This is a genomic window from Haloterrigena sp. H1, from assembly GCF_005938085.1.
Lineage (GTDB): Archaea > Halobacteriota > Halobacteria > Halobacteriales > Natrialbaceae > Natrinema.
On record NZ_SMZK01000001.1, the window covers coordinates 902,556 to 923,708 of the forward strand.

Sequence of the window (21,153 nt, forward strand, 5' to 3'; positions counted from 1 at the left end):
CCCGGGAAAATCACGCGCTCCACGGACCCGATCGAGGTGGTTATCATGAGTGAGGCATCCGGACTGAAGGGAATGGTAGCCGATGAGGTCAGCAACCAACTCGATGTCGCCGACATGCTCGGTGATGGGAGTATCGAGGACAGCATCGACGGCGGCGAGGTCGGCGCAGCGGTCGGTCGCCAGTTCGGCGAGCAGTTCGGACGTAATGTCGGCGAGTCGGTGGGTCGGAACGTCCACGAGACGATCGCTTCGGGCGTCGACGAAGGAAAGGAACTCGGCGAGATCCAGACAGACCTCTCGACAGCGATTCGAGACGCCCTCCGGGATTCGTTCTCGGAGATCGAGGGCCGCGATTCGCTCGAGTCGGTGGCCAAAGGCGTCACCGACGGAAGCAGCGTCGAGGGGCTCCTGGACGGCATCGGCAGCGACGAGACCGAGGAGCAGACTCAACAGGACGAGGAACCGGCTGACGAAGCAAAAGAACAGGAAGACGACGGTGCAGAGAGCGACGAAACGGGCGCCAAAGAGGCAGTCAAAGACGCTGCGGGCAAAGCAGGAGGGTCAGCCGAGGAAGCTGCGGGCAAAGCAGGGGAGTCAGTCAAAGACGCTGCGGGCAAAGCGAAAGAGACAGTCGAAGGAGTTGCCGGCGAATCCGAGGAGGCAGCCGACGAAGCCGAAGCGCCCGCCGATGGCGGGGACGAGTCGTCCATGGAGGACCTCGAGGACCTTCGGAAGGACACGCTCGAGGACTTCCTCGGCGTGATGTCCTACGACGACCTGCAGTCGGTCGCGAAAGACGTCGGCGTGAAAGCGAACCTCAGCCGTGAGGAGATGACCGACGAGATCATCAAGGCGGTGACGGAGGATGAGCCGGATTCAGACTCGAGGGAGGAAGCCGAAACGGAAGCGGAAGCCGAGTGATCGACTGACATGCACCGCCCTAGCTTCGAACGGGAGACGAGCGGCACGACCGGCGGGCGGTGATATCGGAGGGCCACCCATGAGCGATTCGCAACTACACGACCGTGTGCACGAGGTACTGACCGAGGCCAACACGTCGAGTGGCTCGCTCGTCGCCGGCGATGGCGACGACGAGGCGGCCGAGACGGACCTGCTCGAGACCGCGACCGAGGCGAGCGACCTACTCGAGTCGGCCGACCCCGACGAGTTGCTTGCCGCAGTCGGCTTGGACACGCTCGCGGACGGAACCGAACCGGAGTCGATTCCCGAGGCCATCGCCCGGGGTGAGCAAGAGAACGTGGCGGCCCTCCAGCGGCTGCTCCACCTCGCGAAACTGGCCGACCGGGCCGACGATGGGAGTCTCGAGGGGGCCGTCGGCGACCTTCGGAAGACGATCGGCGAGCGGGCCGAATCCGCCGCCGCGGCCGGCGCAGGGAATCAATCGGACGCTGAGTCGACGGCGGACGAGGGCAAAGGAGAGACGGCCGAGCGTGATGACACTGCGGTCTCGGCGGGCGACGACGTGGCCGCATCCGAGGACGAAGCCGAAGACGAGTCGACCGGTGACCTCGGGGACCGCCTCCGGTCGTCGATGCAGTCCTCGTTTGAGGAGTTCGGCGACAACGTCGCTCAGCTGAAAAAGCGGCTCGAGGCGGCGAGTGATGGTACTGCCAGAAGCGAAACAGCGAACGGGGACGACGAGAGCGACAAGGCTGCGGCCGACACAGAAACAGGCGAGGACGATGAGGACGAGGGGCTCCTCGGGTCGGGGCTCGGTGGCGACAGAGACCGCGGAACGGCGTCGGGTGGCCCGAGTCGCCACTCGACGATGGCACCGCCGCCGTCCCAGCGGGCGGACATGCGCGGGCTCGTGCGCCACTCGACGATGCCGAACAAACACGGGTAGCGCGGATTCGAACGCGGACGGATCGAGGACAGGCGGTCTCCCGCGGAGCCCTTATTTCTTCCCTCGTGGACGGCCTGCGTATGACGAGACAGATCAGCGAGACCTAGGTTCGCAACTGGCTGGACGAGAGCCATCCGAGACGTGACCCGTTACTCGGAGGAAGACACCGAGTTCAACTTCCAGGTCGAACTCTCGCCGCTCCCGGACCACGTCATCAAGGAGACCGGGTTCGGCCCGATTCGGATCGTCGGCCACAACGGGTTCGACACCGAGCGAGCCAGAGCGCTGCTTCGCGGCGATCGGCGACGCGGCGAGTTGCTCGAGTACGTCGAGCCGATGCTGGCGGCGACGCCAGCGTTCTATACGTTTCTCGATGAAGACGGCACGTCCTGCCAGTTGCGGACGGCCGAGACGGTCCAGGTTGAGTATCGGATCTATCCCGACGGTGCGTGCCAGCAGGCGCTGATGGACGGGATTATGACGATCGCGACGAGCATGCGGTACGTCCAGAACGCCGTCGTGGCGGTCGCACAGGCCGAGTGAGCCAACCGAACGCCGGGAGAGTTAACAGCGGTGGAGCGCGGCTCGCGGAAACGTTACTCCGACCTCGTCTCCGACGGCGGGCGGGTCATCCGTGTACGCATCGACGGTGATCTCGTCGAACGACACCGTCACCCGATTAGTCGCGTCCTCGCGGACGACTCGCTCGACGATCGCCGAGACGTCACTGTCGGACTCGCCAATCATGACCGCTTCGGGCCGAATCGCCACGTGTCCAGCGGCCGGACTGCCGTCGATCGAGCCTGCAAGCGACGGTGCAGCCGACAGCGGAATCGCGTTCGCTCCGGTGAAGTTCGCCACGGCGGGCGAGGCGGGCCGCTCGAAGACGTCTTCGACGGTTCCGTTCTGAATGATACGCCCGTCTTGCATCACGACGATTCGGTCCGCGAGGGCGCGCGCCGTCGTGCGGTTGTGCGTCACGTATACGGCGGTGACGTCTGTGAGGGCGTCAGCCAGGTCGTCCCGAAGCGTCTGCCGGGTCGGGACATCGAGCGCCGCCAGCGGCTCATCGAGCAACATTACGTCGGGCTGAACGGCGAGTGCCCGGGCGAGTGCCACTCGCTGTTTCTCCCCACCGGAGAGCGTCGGCGGATAGCGGTCGGTGAGGTCGCCAACGCCGAGTTCGGCTAGCAGCTCGTCGACGTCCCGCATCTCGTCGTGATACCGATCGCCGTATTCGACGTTCGCGCGGACGGACATGTGGGGAAACAGGGCGTAGTCCTGAAAGACGAATCCGAAGCCGCGTTGCTCCGGCGGGCGGTCGCTGAGCCGCCGTCCGTCGAGGGTCACGGTTCCGCCGTGGTCGTGAAAGCCGGCAACGGCCTCGAGCAGCAGCGTCTTGCCGCTTCCGCTCGGTCCGAGGATGACGAGGCTCTCGCCACGTTCGACGTCGAACTCGGCATCGATAGTAAACTCCTCGGCACCCTGCGCGGTGAACGTCGCTCGGACGTCTGCGTACAGCCCCATCAGGGCATCCCTCCCTTGATCGTATCACTGTCAGTGAGATACCGGACGACGAGGAAGACGAACGCCGACACCGCGAGCAACAGGAATGCGACTGCCCCGCTCTCGTCGAGCCCGCCCCCGAGGTACGTGTTGTAGACGAAGACCGGGGCGTGCTGGGCCCGAACCACGCTGCCCTCGACCGGATAGAAGAACGAGACGCTGTAGGCGACGACGGCGACGGCACCGAACTCGGAGACGGCTCGAGCCCACGCGAGGACGCCCCCGGTAATCATGCCTCGGATAGCGAGCGGGCCAGTCACCCGGCGGAACGTCTCTAAGCGGTTCGCGCCGTGAATACGAGAGGCGTACGTCAGCCGGTCGTCGATCGTCTCGAACGCCTCGCGGGTCGTGTTGACGGCGTAGGGTGCGGCGACAAACGTCATCGCCAGCACCATTCCGACCATCGTTCCCAGCACCGATAGCTGTGGGAACGCCCCATCTTGTCCGAAGCCAAAGAGGATGATAATACCCGCAACCGAGTGAGGAACGACCAGCGGAAGGTCGACGAGACTCTCGACGAACTGCTGGCCGGCGAACCCCTCCGCGAGCAGATGTGCGAGCGGGACGCCAAGAAGGAGGCTGAGCACGGCCGCTAGCAGTGGGCCGTACACGCCGAGATAGAGCACACGATGGACGGTGGGATCGAGCGCCTTCTCGAGGACGAGCGAAGGGGACTGTCGTGCGACGAACAGGAACAGCGGTAGTCCCAGCGCGACCATGAGGAGGCTCCCGACGGTCGCGGTCATGACGGTAAACGGTGAGCCATCGAGCGCGTAAGCGGTGACGGCTGTGCTGCCGATCATGAAGTACGCGTACCAGGTTGGCCTGTCGAGTATGAACGCGGTCGCAAACGCCAGCAGTTGGATGGCGATGAACGCTGTCACCAGCGACGCTTGTCCGACGGTTCCGTCCCCGAATCGCGTTTCAGTTTTTATTGCCATGATCGCTGCGTATCGGTTGGTAACTGCCTGCTGGTTCCGTCACGAATCCCACCGGGGAGCCGTTATAGCTCCAGCGGTCCAAGGTTGGACTTCGCGCTTGCGACTTCCATCACGCGGTCGGGAACTGCATCCTCAGTGCTCTGTGGCACGACGATGGGTTCGACCGGCGTCAGCCCCTGGTCCTCGAGGATCTGGCGGCCCGGATCAGTTCCGAAATATTCGACCCACTGTGCGCCGAGTTCGGGCGACTGCGCGACACTCGGGACAGTCATTCCGTAAGCGATGGGCGCACCGGTGTACGTCCCCGACTCGGTTTCGACCTCCGCTTTCGCGTAGTGGTCCGCGTACTCGCTGTTGGCCTTCGAGAGGTCGACCTCCGGCTGAAGGTCGATAAACGGTTTCTCGGCGGTACTGGAGATCGACTGGTAGTAAAACACGTAGTCCAGTTCGCCCGACTCGAGTTGGCCCTCGAGGTTCGTCTCAGTCCCAGTTGGAACCACCGAGTTGTCGCGGAGTGCCTGATAGGTAGCTTCGTCGTAAAGGCGCTCGCCGTTGAACTCCTCTTTCCCGAGTTGTTGGGTCATCACCGCACGGTAGCCACCGGGGTCGACTGCCGGATCCGAGTGGCCGATCGTAATGTCGTCACGGCTGAGCACCTCCCACCAGTTGTCCTTCGAGATTTCGTCCGCACCCGGTGAGTCGTCCCGGTACTGGATCGACATCGAGTTCGTGGTGAAGACGACGTACCAGTCTCCGTAGTCGGGAACCACGTCGTCGCGGATGAGCCGGAAGTCGGAGACGCCGAGTACGTCAGCGTTCCGTCCCTGCTGGGTGATCTTGTTTTTGGAGTCGACCGACCCCTTCGCCTCGCGCGTGACGTCGGCATCGTATTCGTCCTCGAACTGCGGTTGCGCCTCGCTGAACGGTGGCGCGAGCGATCCCGCGTGGAAGATCATCATCGAGTTCCCGCTTTCACCGCTGTTTCCTACCCCGGTACAGCCGGCCAACCCGAGCGCCACAGCGGTTCCGCTCCCCGCCAAAAACGCTCGCCGCGTGCGTTGTTCTGACATCGATACATCGCCGTTGCATCGGTACGGGTATAATCGTTTCCCCGGTCGTTCGTGCGCAGCGGAACCAGACCGACCGAATCCGGGTGCAACGTACGAAGTGAACGCGAACCGGAAATTTCGTCCTGTTCAGGCGCGCGATCGACTGTCCGATGCAAACCGATTTCTCGTCCGATCACGAACAGCGACCCGAGTGGCTCCGGCGTTGATTCGACTGGAGCTATCGCGTGATCTACGGATGACCATCGAAAAGGAGTTCGACCCCTACTTGCGGATCGATGACGCGGCCGTCGACCGAAGCGACGTCGAGATGTTGCGCGCGATCGACGACTGTGGCTCGTTATCGGGTGCGGCCGACGCCCTCGGGCGCTCCTATCCCCACCTGCAACAGCGGGTTGTCGCGCTCGAGGAGGCGATCGGCCCGCTGGTCGAGCGCACCCGTGGGGGTGCCGACGGTGGCGGGAGTTCCCTGACGGAGACGGCGCGAGAGCTGCTAGCACGGTTCGATCGGCTGGTCGCAGCCTACGAGGGCGTTGCGCGCGTTGACGAAACAGTGCTGTCGGGACCGGTCGTCGACCGCGACGGCGAACTCGCGACCGTCGAGACGCCCGTCGGCGACGTGCTGGCGGTCGTGCCAACCGACGCTGCGAGCGCAGCCGTGACGATCCGTTCCGACGCGGTCAGCCTGCACACGCCGAGTGACGTGCCACGGGCCGAGGGAACCAGCGTCCGAAACCGGTTTTCCGGGGCCGTCGCGTGGCTCGATACTGGTGATGCCGTCGCGCGCGTTGGAATCGACCTCGAGGCCGAGCATGACTCGAGCGGTGATGGAGACGAACCGCCCGAACTCGTGGCGCTCGTTACCCGCCAAAGCGTCGAGACGCTGGGCCTCGAGCCCGGCCGGTCGATCGTCGCCTCGGTGAAGGCGACGGCAGCGCGTGGGATCGAACGGGACGATCGGTACGGGGAGTCACAGCCATAACCAACCTCGGCCGTCGACACGACTGCGAGAGAGCCACAGGCCTTTCTCGTGGCGGCACCTATCACTATGTATGTACGACTCGATCCTGGTCGCGACCGACGGCAGCGAGACGGCGACGACCGCGGTCGACCACGCGGTCGAACTCGCAGCGCGGTTCGACGCGTCGCTATACGGCATCGCCGTCGCTGACGACCGGACCGACTACGATACGGGGATCGTCGATCCCGACGAGGCAATGCAACACCTTCGAGAGCGTGCTGCAGGCTGGCTCGAGACGGTCGAATCGAAGGCAGCCGACGCCGGCGTGGCCGTCGAGACGACGGTACGGACCGGCGTCCCCCACGAGGAGATCCTCGCGTGCGCGGACGAGAACGATATCGACGTGATCGTCGTCGGTGCTCGGGGTCGCTCATCGCTCAAGGGTGCCCTGCTCGGCAGCACCATCGACAGGGTCGTCAGGGTCGCCGACCGGACGGTCCTGGTCGTCGGGGACGATGCCGACGACAACCGGACGGGATGAGTACCGCCGGAGGGCGAACATTTACGTCCGCTGTCGTATGACATACCCCTATGTCATTGCTCGTTCCCTTCGACGGGTCGGAGTTGGCCATGAACGCACTCGAGCGCGCCGCCACGTTCGGCGAGCTGCTCGACGAGGAAGTCGTTGCGCTGACGGTCATTCCTGACGACGAGGACTACGCACGGGATCGGGGCTGGATCACGCAAGGGGAACCGTTCGAGCCGGAGACGATCGCCGCGGGCATGGAGACCCGCGCCAAAGAGGTCGCGCCGGAAGCGACCGTCCGATCCGAGCGGGTAAGTTCGGACGAGCCAACTGCGACGTCGACGACCAACGTCGTCCGCGAGATCCGACGGGTCGCCGGCGACCTCGAGGCGTCGGTCGTCTTCATCGGTTCCGAGAACGCGGGCTCGGTCATCGCACCCCAGTCGAGCGTCGGCAGCCCGGTCGCAAACGACCAGCGGTACGACGTCTACGTCGTTCGCGAACCCGGTGAGGAAGCCGATTCCGCGGACTTCTCGGATGTCGATTCCACGCAGGACGCACTCTAATCGCGGCCCGTACCGGCACTCGAGCGACACCATTCTTGCTGTTAGACGACGTGGTCGATAGACGGCAACCCAGCCACTAGACGACGGGCGTTTCACTGTCCGCGAGTCCAGAGGAACGTTTATTCCGCTGACCGACCACGTTTCGAACGATACATGGTCGAACGAAATGGGCGGGGCCAAGAGACGACACCATCGTCAGGCGCCACCCACAGTCCACTCGACGCGTTCGTCGAGCAGGCGAACGTCTCGGATCCGGCGATTCACGAGCGCTTCGAGACGAACTGGCCGGATTGCTGGACGCATGCGGCGGACCTCCTCTCGTGGGACGACCCCTACGATACCGTCCTCGATGACGACGACGCCCCCTTCTACCGATGGTTCTCGGACGGACAATTAAATGCCGCCTACAACTGTCTTGATCGCCATCTCGAGTCGGGTCGGAAAAATCACGCCGCGATCCGCTGGGAGGGCAAACAGGGCGAGCGCCGGACCTACACCTATCAGGATCTCTACGTCGAAGTCAACGAGTTCGCGGCGGCGCTGCGCGACCTGGGCGTCGAAGAGGACGACGTCGTGACGATCTATCTGCCGATGATTCCCGAACTGCCGATCGCGATGCTGGCGTGTGCCCGGATCGGCGCTCCCCACAGCGTCGTCTTCGCCGGGCTCTCTGCGGACGCGCTCGCGACGCGGATGGACGCCGCAAACAGCGAGTTTCTGGTCACCTGCGACGGTTACTACCGACGTGGCGACGCCTTCAACCAGAAGAGCAAAGCGGACAACGCTCGCATCGGCCTCGAGCAGGACATCCGGACGGTCGTCGTCGACCGACTCGGCGACGATATGCCACACATCTTAGGCGACGACGAGTGGGACTACCACGAGTTGTGTGCCGAGTTCGCGGGCGAGACGGTCGAGCCAGTCTCACGTGATGCCGAAGACATGCTGTTCCTGATGTATACCTCGGGGACGACCGGCGAGCCGAAAGGCGTCGTCCACTCGACCGGCGGCTATCTCGCCCACGTCGCGTGGACGAGCCATGCGGTCCTCGATATCAAACCGGAGGACACCTACTGGTGTGCGGCGGATATCGGCTGGATCACGGGTCACTCCTATATCGTCTATGGCCCGCTTGCGCTTGGGACGACGACGGTCATGTACGAAGGGACGCCCGACTACCCCGACCGGGACCGGCTCTGGGAGATCGTCGATCGCAACGCCGTCGATGTCTTCTACACTGCACCGACGGCGATTCGCGCGTTCATGAAATGGGGGTCTGACTATCCGAATCGACACGATCTTTCCTCACTCCGGCTGCTTGGCACCGTCGGCGAGCCGATCAGTCCTCGTCCCTGGAACTGGTATCGCGAACAGATCGGCGGTGGCGACTGTCCGGTCGTCGATACGTGGTGGCAGACCGAAACCGGCGCCGTGACGGTTTCGACGCTACCGGGCGTCGACGAAATGAAGCCCGGCTCGGCCGGCCCACCGCTGCCGGGCATCGATGCTCGCGTGATCGACTCCCACGGCGACGAAGTTGAACCCGGCGAGGCCGGCTATCTCACCCTCGCTCGCCCGTGGCCGGGGATGGCCCGGACGCTGTACGACGGCGACGAGCGATTCGTCACCGAGTACTGGCGGCGCTTTTCGGACCCTGATGCCGACGAGTGGCGCTACTTCAGCGGTGACACGGCCCGGATCGACGAGGACGGCTACATCACCGTCCTCGGCCGGGTCGACGACGTCATCAACGTCTCCGGTCACCGCCTTGGGACGATGGAGATCGAGGGCGCAATCGCCGACGTCGATGGCGTCGCCGAAGCTGCCGTCGTCGGCCGCTCGAACGAAACCGGCGACACCGAGATCTACGCGTACGTTAGCACCGAACGCGAACGCGAACCCGACGAAACCGTCCGCACCGCCATCCTCGAGAGCATCGAGTCGGCGATCGGACCGATCGCCCGCCCTGCAGAAGTGATTTTCACGCCGGAACTGCCAAAAACCCGCTCGGGCAAGATCATGCGCCGCCTGCTCGAAGACGTCGCCAACGGTGAGGAACTCGGGGATACGAGCGCGCTCCGGAATCCCGAGATCGTCGGTGAGATTCAGGCCGAAGTCGGGGACGGCGGTCACGCCGGCCAGTGACGTTTCGCAAACTCAGATAGTCCGAAATCAGTTCGGGTTGTAGCTTCCGACTGATCCTGATTACTCCTCACGAACACCGGGAAGAGGCGATACAATTATGTTCGCGAAACCAAAAGCAGCGAACCATGAGCCTCGAGCAGGGGATGGGGGCGGTGCTCAGGCGCCAGGAGTACGAGTCGCTTCTCGACGCTGCCGAGACCTACCGCGAGGCGCTGGTGATTCGCCTCTGTGCCGACGTCGGCCTCGGGCCGGCGGAACTCACGCGGCTCACGATCGACGACATCGAGCAGGTTCGGATCGACCCACCACGGTACCTCGTCCGGGTTCCGGCTGAGGATGGTGGGCGGGATCGAACCGCGTATCTGCCGACTCGCGTCGAGCGCGAACTCCGGCGGTACGCCCGAAGCAACGGGCTCTCGACCGACGATCGGATTTTCTCGGTGACGCCTCGCCGACTCCAGATGTTGGTCTCCGACGTCGCCGAGCGGGCAAGCGAGCTGTTTAACGACCCCGGCCTCGCCGACCTCTCCACGAGCGATCTCCGGCAGTACTTCGCCCACACCGCCTTGGTCGAACACGACGTCAACCCCCGCGTCGTCAAGACTGCCGGCGGCTGGCGCAGTTTCGAAGCCCTCGAGTCGTATCTTCCCGAGCCGACCGATACCGAAATCGTCGAGGCCTTCGACGCCGTCGAGCGGCCCTCGGGCCCCGGTCACGACCCTGCCAGCGGCCAGTCAGGGCCGATTGTGGGTGACGACAGCGTTATCCGCCTCTTGCTGGCGGCGAGCGATCGGTACGCGTTGCTCCGGCTCGATTCGGACGGCTACGTCGAACGCTGGAATCGCAGCGCGGCAGCCATGTTCGGCTATCGAGCCGGCGAGATCGTCGGCACACACGTCTCGACGTTCTACCCCGACGACGCCGTCGAGGACGGCGCACCCGAACGGGCACTGTCGACGGCCATCGAAGAATCGGGCACCGAGACCGAGGGGTGGCGCGTCCACAAGGACGGATCCCAGTTTCGCGCGACCGAGGTTATCTCGCCGCTGCGGGACGATCAGGGCCGCCATCGTGGATTCGCCGTCTTCGTCCGCGATGTCACGGTCGCCCACGAGGAACTGGCGACCGCCCGCGAAAAGCGGGACGAACTCGAGCGGCTGTACGCGGTCGCCCGCCGTCATCGTGACGTTACGCACGCGTTACTAGATTCAACAGATCACGAGGAGATCGAAACGTCGACGTGTGCCGCCCTTACCGACGGCACAGCCTACGAGTTCGCGTGGATCGATCGCGCGACGATGTCGAATCACCGCCGTGAGTGGCGTGCCTCCAGCGGGATCGAACCCGACGCGGTCGAGCGCGTTCTCCCCGAAGAATGGGACAACGAGCCGACCGCCGAGTTCGAGCACGCGGATTCGGAGACGGGACCCCACGCTGGGGATCGAACGGTCCTCGTCGCAACCGACGTGACGGCATCGCTCGAGGACGACACGTTCGAGGGGGCCGTCGCGCGCGTGCCGCTTGCCTACGGCGATACCGTCTACGGACTGCTCTCGGTCGCGACCGAGCGCCCGGGGGCGTTCGACGACGACGAGCGGGCCTGGCTCTCGACGGTCGGCCGGCAGGTCGGCTACGCGATCGCCGCCATCCGCCGGCGAAACCTCCTGTTGTCCGACCGCGTGACGGAACTCGAGGTCGCCTGTTGCGACGAGCACTCGTTTTTCGTCGACGCATCACACCAGCTCGATTGTCGTTTCGAACTCGACTCGCTGGTTCCGATCGACGAGTCGACTCAACTCTACTACGTCCGTCTCGAGGAGGCGTCACCGGCCGACGTCTTCGAACGTGCCGAGGACGACCCCGGTATCGAGGACTGTCGACTGGTCGAGACCGACGAGGACGGCTGGCGCGTCGAGTTCGTCATCGACGGCTCCTGTCCGATCGTCACGCTGACGGAGTACGGCGTCACCGTTCGCGAGGCGGTTTTCGAGGACGGCACGGGGACGATCACCGGCGACTGTGCAGTCGACGCGGACATTCGGACCATCGTCGACGGCCTTCGATCCGCGTTCCCGAACTCCGAACTGGTCGGGAAACGCGAGACCGAGCGAACCGTCCAGACCGCCCGCGAGTTCCGAGAAGGGCTCGAAGATCGCCTGACGGATCGCCAAGAGGCAGCGCTTCGGGCGGCGTATTTCGGCGGCTACTACGACTGGCCCCGGGAGAGCACGGCCGAGGAGGTCGCGGACGCGATGGGTGTCTCCTCACCGACGCTGCACAATCACTTGCGAAAGGGCCAACACGAGTTGCTTCGGACGTTCCTCGACGATCCGGACGGGTAGGTGTCGGTCACCGGATACTGTCGGCAGTTCGGGACCGCGCGACTGGAGACGAGAGTATGACGAGTCGGCGCTTACTGATCGATCCGTGACTAAGTCTCTAGATGCAGGGACCGATCTCGCACCAGCAGCGTTCGATCGAGCGACCACTGGCACGGACAGGACCGCGTCTCGACGGTGATCGACTCGTCGAGCCACCGATTTCCTCCGTTTTTCGTCCGCGACAGCTGCATATCAGGCCCTAATATAGTCAATATACCCTATGTCTCCCCGGGTGTCCCGGGCTGATTTTGCACAACTAGAGGCCGCCTTTACTATGGTAGTCGATAATTGAGTGGATGTACCATGTCACAGGACAATGCCGATCTCGAGGCACGACTCGCGGAGCAAGATACGTTCGAGCCTCCCGAGTCGTTCGTCGAGCAGGCAAACATCACTGACCCTGGAATCTATGAGGAGTTCGAGGAGAACTGGCCCGGCTGCTGGGAGCGTGCGGCCGACCTCCTCTCGTGGGATGACGAGTACGACGCTGTCCTCGACGACAGCGACGCGCCGTTCTACGAGTGGTTTACCAACGGCGAGATCAACGCCTCGTACAACTGTCTCGACCGGCACGTAGAGGACGGTGCCGGCGACAACGTCGCGATCGAGTGGGAAGGCGAACTCGGTGAGACGCGCACCTACACCTACGAGGAACTGCTGGACGAAGTCGAAGACACCGCCGCGATGCTGCGCGACCTCGGCGTCGGCGAGGACGACATCGTCACGCTGTACATGCCGATGATTCCGGAGCTGCCGATCGCGATGCTGGCGTGTGCCCGGATCGGCGCACCTCACAGCGTCGTCTTCGCCGGCTTCTCGGCTGACGCGCTCGCGACGCGAATGAACTCGGCAGACAGCGAGTATCTCATCACCTGTGACGGCTACTACCGCCGCGGGGACGCACTCGACCACATCTCGAAGACCAACGAGGGCCTCGAGGGCGTCGAGCACGAGGTCTCCGACGTCGTGGTCGTCGACCGACTGGGCGACGATCTCGACCACGAGCTCGCGGACAACCAGCACGACTACGACGACCTCGTCGCCGAGTACGAGGGATCGACGGTCGAGCCGGTTCCCCGCGATTCCGAGGACATGCTGTTCCTGATGTACACCTCGGGCACGACCGGCCAGCCGAAGGGTGTCAAACACACCACCGGCGGCTATCTCGCCTATAGTGCCTGGACGAGCCACGCCGTCCTCGACATCGAGGCCGACGACACCTACTGGTGTTCGGCCGACATCGGCTGGATCACGGGTCACTCCTACATCGTCTACGGGCCGCTCGCGCTGGGTACCACCAGCGTCATGTACGAGGGCACGCCGGACTACCCCGACAAAGACCGCATGTGGGAGATCGTCGAGAAGAACGACGTCGACATCTTCTACACCGCGCCGACCGCGATCCGCGCGTTCATGAAGTGGGGCACGGAGTACCCCGAACAGCACGACCTCTCGAGCCTGCGGCTGCTCGGGACCGTCGGGGAGCCGATCAACCCGCGTGCGTGGAAGTGGTACTACAAGCACATCGGCGGCGAGGAGTGTCCGATCGTCGACACCTGGTGGCAGACCGAAACCGGTGGCATGATGATCACGACGCTGCCGGGCGTCGGCGAGATGAAACCCGGTTCCGCCGGGCCGCCGCTGCCGGGCATCGACGCACAGGTCGTCGACGCCAACGGCGAGGAAGTCGACGCCGGAAAGGCCGGCTACGTCACGGTCAACAACCCGTGGCCCGGCATGCTCCGGACGCTGTACAACAACGACGAGCGATTCATCGAGGAGTACTGGCAGGAGTACTCCGATCCGGACGCCGACGAGTGGGTCTACTTCCCCGAAGACGGCGCGAAGATCGACGACGATGACTACATCACCATCCTCGGCCGGGTCGACGACGTGATCAACGTCTCCGGACACCGACTCGGCACGATGGAGATCGAGTCGGCCGTCGTCGGCGTCGAAGGCGTCGCCGAAGCCGCCGTCGTCGGCGGCGACCACGAGGTCAAAGGCGAGGCCGTCTACGTCTACGCCATCCCCGAAGACGGCTACGAGGGCGACGAGGAACTCGAGGAGCGTGCCGCCGAGGCCATCCTCGACTCCATCGGCCCGATCGCCAAGCCCGAAGAGATCGCCTTCACGCACGAACTGCCCAAGACGCGCTCGGGCAAGATCATGCGCCGCCTGCTCGAGGACATCGCGAGCGGCAACGAGCTCGGGAACACCTCGACGCTGCGTAACCCCGATGTCGTCGACGACATCGCGGAGCAGGTTTCAACCGACTAACCACCCATATCTTTTTAAGGTAACAAACAAGTCAATAACACGATTCGTCATAATATGCCAGATAATAACAGCCACAATTCGACCGACAAACAGATCGAAACGGACGGTGGGGTGGCCGGACAGCCCGGCCAGGCCCACCGAGACACCGACTACCTCAGTGCGGAAATCAACCTGCTGAACCCCAGTACGCCGTTCATGCGTGATCACCTGCGTGTGATCTGGACCGGCTTTATGGCCTGGTTGGTCCTCGTGTTCGGCCCTGTGCTCGCGACGATCGTGGCACCGGACGTGATGACCTCGGAGATGCCGGTCATCGAGTTCCCGCTGCACTACTTCCTGGTGGCCTTCTGTGCCCCATCCGGTGCGCTTGTCCTCTCGGCGTGGTACGCCCGCAAGCGCGATCAGTTGGACGCGAAGTACGGAATCGACCACTCGGAGCCGACGGGAACGGCCGGCAGCGCCGAAGACGCCACGGCTACTGACGGAGGTGTCGACCAATGACGGGCGCAGGAATCCTCCTGCAGTCTGACCTGCTGCCGCAGGGAATGGACGTCTCGTTCAAGCTCGCGCCGGCTATCCTCGTTCTGGGGATGCTTGCGATCTTCCTCCTGATCGGCTTCGTGTTCCGCGTGGCCGACACGGAAGACATGTGGGTCGCGGGTCGTTCGATCGGGAACATCGAGAACGGGATGGCGATCGGCGCCAACTGGATGTCGGCCGCGTCCTACCTCGGGATGGCAGCGCTGATCGCCCTCTCGGGCTTTTACGGACTGGCCTTCGTCGTCGGCTGGACGACGGGATACTTCATCCTGCTCATCTTCATGGCCGCACAGATGCGCCGGTTCGGAAAGTACACCGCACCGGACTTCGTCGGCGACCGATTCAACTCTGACACTGCACGTGGCATCGCAGCAGTCACGGCGTTCCTGATCGCCTTCGTCTACGCGATCGGTCAGGCCCGCGGGATGGCCCTTGTCGGCCTGTACATCTTCGGCGACATCGGCTTCGCCGGGCTCAGCGGCTACCAGGCGATGGTCATCGTCATGATGGCCATTACGGTCCTCTACCTCACCCTCTCGGGCATGATGGGTGCGACCAAGAACATGGCCGTCCAGTACGTCATCCTCATCGGTGCCTTCCTGGCCGGCATGTACGTGGTCGGCTGGACGCAGGGCTACTCGACGGTGCTCCCGCAGATCGAATACGGGATGCTGATCAGTGAACTCGGCTCCGAGTTCAGCGAACCGTTCGCAACCGCCAGCCCGTACCTCTGGATCGCGACGTGTTTCTCGCTGGTCGTCGGGACCTGCGGGCTCCCTCACGTCCTGGTTCGCTTCTACACGGTTGAAAACGAACGAACTGCCCGCTGGTCGACCGTGACCGGGCTGTTCTTCATCCTCCTGCTGTACCTCGGTGCGCCGGCGTACACGGCGTTCGGTGTGCGGATGTTCGACGTGAACCCCAACACCGCCACGACGTACGCCGCAGAGGGCGGCATGTCCGCAGCAACTGCCGACGTTCTCGTCGTGGTCGCCGCCCAGTTCGCGAACCTCCCACAGTGGTTCGTCGGCTTCGTGGCTGCCGGCGGGATCGCCGCCGCGATCGCAACGACTGCCGGGCTGTTCATTACTGGCTCCTCGGCGGTCTCCCACGACATCTACGTCAACCTCATCAACGAAGACGCGACGCAGCGCCAGCAGATTCTCGTCGGTCGGCTGGGCATCGTTGCCCTGGGCGTCCTGACCACGCTGGCTGCACTCGACCCCGCGGCACCGATCGGCGCACTGGTGTCCTACGCGTTCTCGCTGGCCGGCTCGGTGCTGTTCCCGATGTTCTTCCTCGGTCTCTGGTGGGAGAACACGAACCGTCAGGGCGCACTCGCCGGGATGCTCACTGGCCTGACCATTTGGTTCATCCCGATGATCAACGAGGTCTTGCCCACGTACATCAGCAACGGTGAGCCATACGTCGCCGCACTCGCACAGTGGCTGCCGGCAATCGGCTCGGCACTCGTCGGCGTTCCAGTCGTGTTCGCCGTCACCATCATCGTCTCCGTGATGACCGATGAACCGTCGCTCAAGACCAAGAAGATGGTCCGACAGTGTCACAGCCCCGAACCGATGGGCCAGCAGCAGTCTGCAGAAGACGTCGTGACCGACGGCGGCGAACCCCTCGACGACTAAGACAATGTACGAGAAAATACTCGTTCCGACAGACGGCAGCGAAACGTCCGAGGCAGCGGTTGAGCACGCAGTCGACATCGCAGCGAAATACGGGGCCGAAGTACACGCCCTGTACGTGGTCGACACCGACTCGATGAGTCTCAGCCTCGGCCCTGAACAACTCGATCGCATCGAACAGGGTCACTTCGGCGAGATGACCGAGGTCAAAGACCGTGCCGACAGCGCCACCGGCTTCGTCGCCGACCGCGCGAAAGAGCACGGCCTCGAGACCGTCGAGCACGTCTCGGCGGGGAAACCCCACTCGCTGATCGAGGACTACGTCGAGCACAACGATATCGATCTCGTCGTCATGGGAACGCACGGCCGTTCCGGTATCAAGCGCGCACTGCTCGGCAGCGTTGCTGAACGAACGCTCCGTACCGTGACGGAACCGGTGCTGGTCGTCGACAGCCGCGACTCGGCATAGACGCAGCGTTTTTCCTGGTTTTATTCGAACGCAATACACCTATAGTAACAACTGATACGATCTGCTACCACTGGTTATCGGCGCACCCGCATGACGGGTCGCGAGTGCGCCGGAACCACTGGGAGGTGTCCGTATGAAACAAGTTACACACCGATCACATCGTCCGCGGTTCTCGCTCCGAACTGCGCTCTTATTGTGCGATCGGGTGTGATACGGTCTGCTGTACCGATGTACCGGTTGGACCGCAGGGCGGGTGGCGGTCCCACCGGCACTGACTGGCAGGAGTCCGTATGAATTGATTTTCAGTGGCTACTGTGGCAGACCGGAAAACCGTATTTAGCGGAACTGGCCGCTGGCAAAACTCCGTTTGGTGTCGCTCCCGACTGCAACCAGCGGCGGTCACTACTTTTGTTTTTCTTTCGCGACTTCGACACTCCAGATGAGGCCGAAGTACGCGGCGATCCCCGCGGCCATGAACATATAGCGGGCCCAGTCCGGCCCATCGAGGAGACGAACGATGAGATCAACCCCTGTCACCCAGAGGACCGCAAACACGAGATCAGTCAACATGCCCCACCGCTCCTCGCGGGCAGTCTGGAGCCACTCTCGAACGCCTGTCATCGACCCATCACCCGGCTCGTAATGTCGTCCATTGTGAGACCGTTTCGCAGGGCCCCCGAAAAAGCCTATCGACGTCTCACGACCCTGCCGGCTACTGGTCGTAGAACTCGTCGACTTCGGCCGCCGGAAACGCCGGCGTTGCAGCGGAAACGTACTCGAGCGTTCGATCGCCGGTGTTCTCGAGACCGTGTTCGGTGTTCGCCGGAATGTGTACGAGATCGCCGGCCGCGACGGCCCGTTCCTCATCGCCGACGGTCATGACGCCGGTTCCCGAAAGGATGACGTAGACCTGTTCCGGGTCGTGTTCGTGGGTCACTTGGCATGCTCCCGGTTCGACATCGACCCAGGTAATCGTCAGCTCGGTCTCCGAAACCTCGTGCTGTGAGTGGAGGATGTGTGAGACCAGGCCATCGTCTCGAGTGAGTGCCGGTGCATCAGATTTGTTCACTACTCTCATGAAAACACAAAGTCATGTGTGGAATATAATTCTTTGGAGAACCGACATCATCGTCACGCGTCCCAGTAGTCGGTCTCGTCGTCGATGTGGTAGTATCCCTCGAGCGTCCGTTCTCCGCGGCCGCCCGGCGGCGAGCCGACGAAGACGCCGAACTTGTCCATCTCGGGGTAGACGGTGACGTCCGGCTCGTTCATCGTCGACATCGCGAGATACAGAAGGGGCTCTTCGCTGTCGTTGACGACTCGATGGCCACCGCGTTCGTTCGCTGGGAGCGTCACGTAGTCGCCGGCTGTCAGCTCTACGAGGCCCGTTTCGGCCTTGAGTTTGCCCTCGCCCGCCAGCACGTAGAGTGCCTCCTCGTTGGCCGTGTGGTAGTGATAGGGCCACGAGCGCATCCCCGGCGGGAGTTCATAGAGGCTACAGCCGAGGTCCGAGGCGTCGACGGCGCTCGAGAGTTCTTTCCGGCGGAACGTCGTCTCGTCGGGGTCGTACGTCTTCCAGTCGACGGTCGCTTCGTTCGTCTTCTCCATACCACGACCAGTTGTATCCTCAGCCACATATTGGTGCGGGCCGGGTTTCGCCCCAGCATCAGGGACAGCCGATCGACGACGCGATCTCGAGCAACGGCGTGTCGTCGGTGAGACTCGAGACCTCGTAGTTCAGGTCGTCACAGGTCCAGAATACGCTTTGAATCCCGCCGTCACGACGGTAGGCCGTGTGGCCATCGATCTCGATCGCCTCGAGTACGTCGGGGTTGAACCGCTGGACCTCCCGGACGGCCACGTAGAGTTCGCGTGCGACGACGTTCGGATCGTTGTACCACAACGTCGTCGTCGTCCCGAACCGCTCGGCTTTCTCGACGACGGTGACTCGATCGAGGGTGTACGACGCTGGCACGTCCGGCTCCGGCAGGTCGTACGGAGTGAGTTCTGTGGCAGCCGCTCGTGACTCGAAGACACCCTTTGGCTTGGACCCATCGGGGACGACAGTCGCGTCTTTCGGTGGCTCGTACGTGAACGTTCCCGGCTCGAGCCCTTTGTCGATCACGAGATCCTCGTACGTGACGGTCAGCCTGTGGCGGACCTCGCCGTCGATACTGACCGTGTTTCGCTCCTTGATCGGATACCGGTACTCGTCGTCGATCCAGACCTCCCGGGAGACGTCCATTGCGTCGGGATCGCCGGTCACCCGGAGTGGGACGACGAACGTCGTCTCCCCGACGACGAGATCGATCGTCGGACCGATGTCCTCGACCGGCGGTGCCGTCTCGACGACGTGTGCCGCGCGGCCGTCGACGGTCTCGACGCCGTCATAACCCAGCCGGGACTCTTCGAGGAGGCTCTCGAGGACGAGTCGCGTCCGATCGGTGTCGACTTTGTTCGGATGGTACTGTTTGTCAACGACGTCCTCGGATGGATCGTACTCCCACGTCGTGGCCCGGTTGGTCACGGTCACAGCGCCGTCCGGGACGTCGGGATCGCTCGACTCGAGGACGTCGATGCGCTGTTTGGCCGGCGGTTGATGTGCAATGTGCGCGACTCGTTCGACGGTCTCGTCAGGCGTTTCGACCGTCATGGTCCGACGGGCCTGCAGGTCGGTCATGTGGCGGCGCGTCTCGATGGCGTCGCGGACGAGGTCCTCGCTCGAGGGAGGATCGTTGCGACTCGGATAGCTCACACAGCCGGCGAGTGCGGCCGTGACTCCTGCAGCGAGAAGCCGCCGACGATTCATACGCGGGAGATTACCATCTCTAATGATAAGTGTGTGGGTTCGATCGGTCGACGATGATCGCGACCCCCGGTGTTTTGTGCGCGGCTCGCACACGTTCAGTCATGAACGTCGATGCCGATCTCGCCGCACTTCGCGAGTTTCTCGCAGCCAACGGGCTGGATGGCTACCTGATCGACGACGACGCCTCGGACGCCGACCAGCGGTACGTCTCGGGGTTTACTGCACCGGATCCCTACCAGACGCTCGTCACGGACGATGGGGTCCACTTGCTCGTCTCCGGACTCGAGTACGGCCGCGCGAGCGCCGAGGCGAACGCGGACTCGGTCACTCGACGGGCCGCCTACGACTACCAGCAACTGGTGGCCGAACACGGCCGGTACGAGGGACAGATCAGGACGATCGCGGCCTTTCTCGCGGACCACGACGTTGACGCGGTCGCCGTGCCACGGACGTTTCCGACCGGAACTGCCGACGGGCTCCGTGAGCGCGGCCTCGCAGTAACGGTCGAGCCCGACGGGCTCGTAACGGACATCCGCGCGACGAAAACCGACTGGGAGCTCGAGCAGATCCGGGCGAGCCAGCGGGCCAACGAGGCCGCGATGGCCCGCGCCGAGGCGTTGCTCGCTACTGCCGAAATCGAGGACGGGACCCTCGTCCACGACGGCGATCCACTCACCAGCGAACGCGTCACGGAGGAGATCGAGATCACGCTGTTGCGCCACGGCTGTGCGCTAGACGACACGATCGTCGCCTGCGGGGCCGACGCCGCGGATCCCCACGACCGGGGCAGCGGGCCGCTCGCAGCCGACGAACTGATCGTGATCGACATCTTCCCACGGGACAAGGAGACGGGCTATCACGCCGACATGACCCGGACGTTCGTTCGCGGCGATCCGGGCACGGAAGCCCGTCGGCGCTACGAGGTGACCAGTGAGGCTTACGAGGCCGCCCTCGAGGCCGTCGAAGCTGGCGTCACCGGTGCGGACGTCCACGCCGCGGCCTGCGACGTGATCGAAGACGCGGGCTACGCGACGCTACGGAGCGATCCGAACACGGAGACGGGCTTCATCCACAGCACCGGCCACGGCGTCGGCCTCGACGTTCACGAACAGCCCAGCGTCTCACCGGCCGGGGGCGAACTGCAGCCGGGTCACGTGATCTCGATCGAGCCCGGCCTCTACGATCCCGCCGTCGGCGGCGTCCGCATCGAGGATCTCGTCGTCGTCACCGAAGACGGCTACGAGAACCTGACCGAGTATCGCGTGGGGCTCGAGCCGACGGCCGGCGATCCACGGTAGATGGGATCAACGAACCCTGATTCCGGAACGGTTCTAATCGTCTCCGATCGACGGCGACCGTTCCAGAGCTACTATCCGGCATCAGTCATCACTGCCA

The 21,153-nt window shown here is 63.8% G+C and carries 20 protein-coding genes; 13 read left to right on the top strand and 7 right to left on the bottom strand.

The window, feature by feature from the left end; all coding sequences use genetic code 11:
* Positions 1-45 precede the first annotated feature (45 nt).
* The 3 genes from E2L06_RS04600 to E2L06_RS04610 all read left to right on the top strand — a co-directional run bounded on the left by E2L06_RS04600 (position 46) and on the right by E2L06_RS04610 (position 2,410).
* Positions 46-921: a hypothetical protein gene (locus tag E2L06_RS04600; RefSeq protein WP_171052310.1), complete on the top strand. Its 876-nt coding sequence runs from the start codon at positions 46-48 to the stop codon at positions 919-921.
* Positions 922-1,000: 79 nt separating this feature from the next.
* A complete protein-coding gene (locus E2L06_RS04605) occupies positions 1,001-1,867 on the top strand; it encodes a hypothetical protein (protein WP_138779042.1) in 867 nt (288 codons plus the stop codon).
* 141 nt (positions 1,868-2,008) lie between these two features.
* Positions 2,009-2,410, top strand: coding sequence for a hypothetical protein (locus tag E2L06_RS04610; RefSeq protein ID WP_249361369.1), 402 nt, complete (start codon positions 2,009-2,011; stop codon positions 2,408-2,410).
* A 21-nt stretch (positions 2,411-2,431) separates the two neighbouring features.
* On the opposite strand, the gene E2L06_RS04615 is transcribed toward E2L06_RS04610, so the two are convergent.
* The 3 genes from E2L06_RS04615 to E2L06_RS04625 form a co-directional block, all read right to left on the bottom strand.
* Positions 2,432-3,394, bottom strand: a complete 963-nt coding sequence (locus tag E2L06_RS04615) for an ABC transporter ATP-binding protein (protein ID WP_138779044.1) — start codon at positions 3,392-3,394, stop codon at positions 2,432-2,434.
* Entirely contained in the window at positions 3,394-4,374 is a 981-nt protein-coding gene (locus tag E2L06_RS04620; protein WP_138779046.1) for an ABC transporter permease, read from the bottom strand. The genes E2L06_RS04615 and E2L06_RS04620 overlap by 1 nt, the downstream gene beginning before the upstream one ends.
* Positions 4,375-4,436: 62 nt before the next feature.
* Positions 4,437-5,444 (bottom strand): substrate-binding domain-containing protein, encoded by a 1,008-nt coding sequence (locus E2L06_RS04625; RefSeq protein ID WP_138779048.1) that lies wholly within the window; start codon positions 5,442-5,444, stop codon positions 4,437-4,439.
* A 241-nt stretch (positions 5,445-5,685) separates the two neighbouring features.
* Between E2L06_RS04625 and E2L06_RS04630 the strand changes: the two genes are divergently transcribed.
* The 9 genes from E2L06_RS04630 (at position 5,686) to E2L06_RS04670 (ending at position 16,949) form a co-directional block, all read left to right on the top strand.
* On the top strand, positions 5,686-6,423 hold the full coding sequence (locus E2L06_RS04630; protein WP_138782501.1) for a LysR family transcriptional regulator: 738 nt from the start codon (positions 5,686-5,688) through the stop codon (positions 6,421-6,423).
* A gap of 70 nt (positions 6,424-6,493) precedes the next feature.
* Positions 6,494-6,943, top strand: a complete 450-nt coding sequence (locus E2L06_RS04635) for a universal stress protein (protein WP_138779050.1) — start codon at positions 6,494-6,496, stop codon at positions 6,941-6,943.
* 50 nt (positions 6,944-6,993) lie between these two features.
* Positions 6,994-7,494: a universal stress protein gene (locus tag E2L06_RS04640; protein WP_138779052.1), complete on the top strand. Its 501-nt coding sequence runs from the start codon at positions 6,994-6,996 to the stop codon at positions 7,492-7,494.
* A 153-nt stretch (positions 7,495-7,647) separates the two neighbouring features.
* A complete protein-coding gene (acs, locus tag E2L06_RS04645) occupies positions 7,648-9,639 on the top strand; it encodes an acetate--CoA ligase (RefSeq protein WP_138779054.1) in 1,992 nt (663 codons plus the stop codon).
* 125 nt (positions 9,640-9,764) lie between these two features.
* The gene (locus E2L06_RS04650; RefSeq protein ID WP_138779056.1) at positions 9,765-11,981 is read left to right on the top strand and encodes a bacterio-opsin activator domain-containing protein; all 2,217 of its coding nucleotides are present in this window, start codon (positions 9,765-9,767) and stop codon (positions 11,979-11,981) included.
* A 342-nt stretch (positions 11,982-12,323) separates the two neighbouring features.
* A complete protein-coding gene (gene acs, locus E2L06_RS04655; protein WP_138779058.1) occupies positions 12,324-14,300 on the top strand; it encodes an acetate--CoA ligase in 1,977 nt (658 codons plus the stop codon).
* Between the two features lie 54 nt (positions 14,301-14,354).
* On the top strand, positions 14,355-14,801 hold the full coding sequence (locus tag E2L06_RS04660) for a DUF4212 domain-containing protein (RefSeq protein ID WP_171052311.1): 447 nt from the start codon (positions 14,355-14,357) through the stop codon (positions 14,799-14,801).
* Positions 14,798-16,483, top strand: coding sequence for a cation acetate symporter (locus E2L06_RS04665; protein ID WP_138779060.1), 1,686 nt, complete (start codon positions 14,798-14,800; stop codon positions 16,481-16,483). Before E2L06_RS04660 ends, E2L06_RS04665 begins: the two co-directional genes overlap by 4 nt.
* A 4-nt stretch (positions 16,484-16,487) precedes the next feature.
* Positions 16,488-16,949, top strand: coding sequence for a universal stress protein (locus E2L06_RS04670; protein WP_138779062.1), 462 nt, complete (start codon positions 16,488-16,490; stop codon positions 16,947-16,949).
* A gap of 402 nt (positions 16,950-17,351) precedes the next feature.
* Here the strand turns inward: E2L06_RS04670 and E2L06_RS04675 are convergent, their stop codons facing one another.
* The 4 genes from E2L06_RS04675 to E2L06_RS04690 all read right to left on the bottom strand — a co-directional run bounded on the left by E2L06_RS04675 (position 17,352) and on the right by E2L06_RS04690 (position 19,758).
* A complete protein-coding gene (locus E2L06_RS04675; protein ID WP_138779064.1) occupies positions 17,352-17,570 on the bottom strand; it encodes a hypothetical protein in 219 nt (72 codons plus the stop codon).
* Positions 17,571-17,661: 91 nt separating this feature from the next.
* Complete coding sequence (locus E2L06_RS04680) at positions 17,662-18,027, bottom strand: cupin domain-containing protein (RefSeq protein ID WP_138779066.1); 366 nt, start codon at positions 18,025-18,027, stop codon at positions 17,662-17,664.
* A 53-nt stretch (positions 18,028-18,080) separates the two neighbouring features.
* Complete coding sequence (locus E2L06_RS04685) at positions 18,081-18,557, bottom strand: cupin domain-containing protein (protein WP_138779068.1); 477 nt, start codon at positions 18,555-18,557, stop codon at positions 18,081-18,083.
* A gap of 58 nt (positions 18,558-18,615) precedes the next feature.
* Entirely contained in the window at positions 18,616-19,758 is a 1,143-nt protein-coding gene (locus tag E2L06_RS04690; RefSeq protein ID WP_138779070.1) for an outer membrane lipoprotein carrier protein LolA, read from the bottom strand.
* A 101-nt stretch (positions 19,759-19,859) separates the two neighbouring features.
* On the opposite strand from E2L06_RS04690, the gene E2L06_RS04695 reads away from it, so the two are divergent.
* A complete protein-coding gene (locus E2L06_RS04695) occupies positions 19,860-21,056 on the top strand; it encodes a Xaa-Pro peptidase family protein (RefSeq protein ID WP_138779072.1) in 1,197 nt (398 codons plus the stop codon).
* Positions 21,057-21,153 lie beyond the last annotated feature (97 nt).

Excerpts from the sequence above, each read along its gene's own strand:
- E2L06_RS04635 (WP_138779050.1), top strand. The coding sequence starts at position 6,494 with ATGTACGACTCGATCCTGGTCGCGACCGACGGCAGCGAGACGGCGACG.
- E2L06_RS04665 (WP_138779060.1), top strand. The coding sequence starts at position 14,798 with ATGACGGGCGCAGGAATCCTCCTGCAGTCTGACCTGCTGCCGCAGGGA.
- E2L06_RS04670 (WP_138779062.1), top strand. The coding sequence starts at position 16,488 with ATGTACGAGAAAATACTCGTTCCGACAGACGGCAGCGAAACGTCCGAG.
- E2L06_RS04615 (WP_138779044.1), bottom strand. The coding sequence starts at position 3,394 with ATGGGGCTGTACGCAGACGTCCGAGCGACGTTCACCGCGCAGGGTGCC.
- acs (WP_138779054.1), top strand. The coding sequence starts at position 7,648 with ATGGTCGAACGAAATGGGCGGGGCCAAGAGACGACACCATCGTCAGGC.
- E2L06_RS04600 (WP_171052310.1), top strand. The coding sequence starts at position 46 with ATGAGTGAGGCATCCGGACTGAAGGGAATGGTAGCCGATGAGGTCAGC.
- E2L06_RS04690 (WP_138779070.1), bottom strand. The coding sequence starts at position 19,758 with ATGAATCGTCGGCGGCTTCTCGCTGCAGGAGTCACGGCCGCACTCGCC.
- E2L06_RS04695 (WP_138779072.1), top strand. The coding sequence starts at position 19,860 with ATGAACGTCGATGCCGATCTCGCCGCACTTCGCGAGTTTCTCGCAGCC.
- E2L06_RS04680 (WP_138779066.1), bottom strand. The coding sequence starts at position 18,027 with ATGAGAGTAGTGAACAAATCTGATGCACCGGCACTCACTCGAGACGAT.
- E2L06_RS04660 (WP_171052311.1), top strand. The coding sequence starts at position 14,355 with ATGCCAGATAATAACAGCCACAATTCGACCGACAAACAGATCGAAACG.
- acs (WP_138779058.1), top strand. The coding sequence starts at position 12,324 with ATGTCACAGGACAATGCCGATCTCGAGGCACGACTCGCGGAGCAAGAT.
- E2L06_RS04605 (WP_138779042.1), top strand. The coding sequence starts at position 1,001 with ATGAGCGATTCGCAACTACACGACCGTGTGCACGAGGTACTGACCGAG.
- E2L06_RS04675 (WP_138779064.1), bottom strand. The coding sequence starts at position 17,570 with ATGACAGGCGTTCGAGAGTGGCTCCAGACTGCCCGCGAGGAGCGGTGG.
- E2L06_RS04620 (WP_138779046.1), bottom strand. The coding sequence starts at position 4,374 with ATGGCAATAAAAACTGAAACGCGATTCGGGGACGGAACCGTCGGACAA.
- E2L06_RS04625 (WP_138779048.1), bottom strand. The coding sequence starts at position 5,444 with ATGTCAGAACAACGCACGCGGCGAGCGTTTTTGGCGGGGAGCGGAACC.
- E2L06_RS04640 (WP_138779052.1), top strand. The coding sequence starts at position 6,994 with ATGTCATTGCTCGTTCCCTTCGACGGGTCGGAGTTGGCCATGAACGCA.
- E2L06_RS04685 (WP_138779068.1), bottom strand. The coding sequence starts at position 18,557 with ATGGAGAAGACGAACGAAGCGACCGTCGACTGGAAGACGTACGACCCC.
- E2L06_RS04650 (WP_138779056.1), top strand. The coding sequence starts at position 9,765 with ATGAGCCTCGAGCAGGGGATGGGGGCGGTGCTCAGGCGCCAGGAGTAC.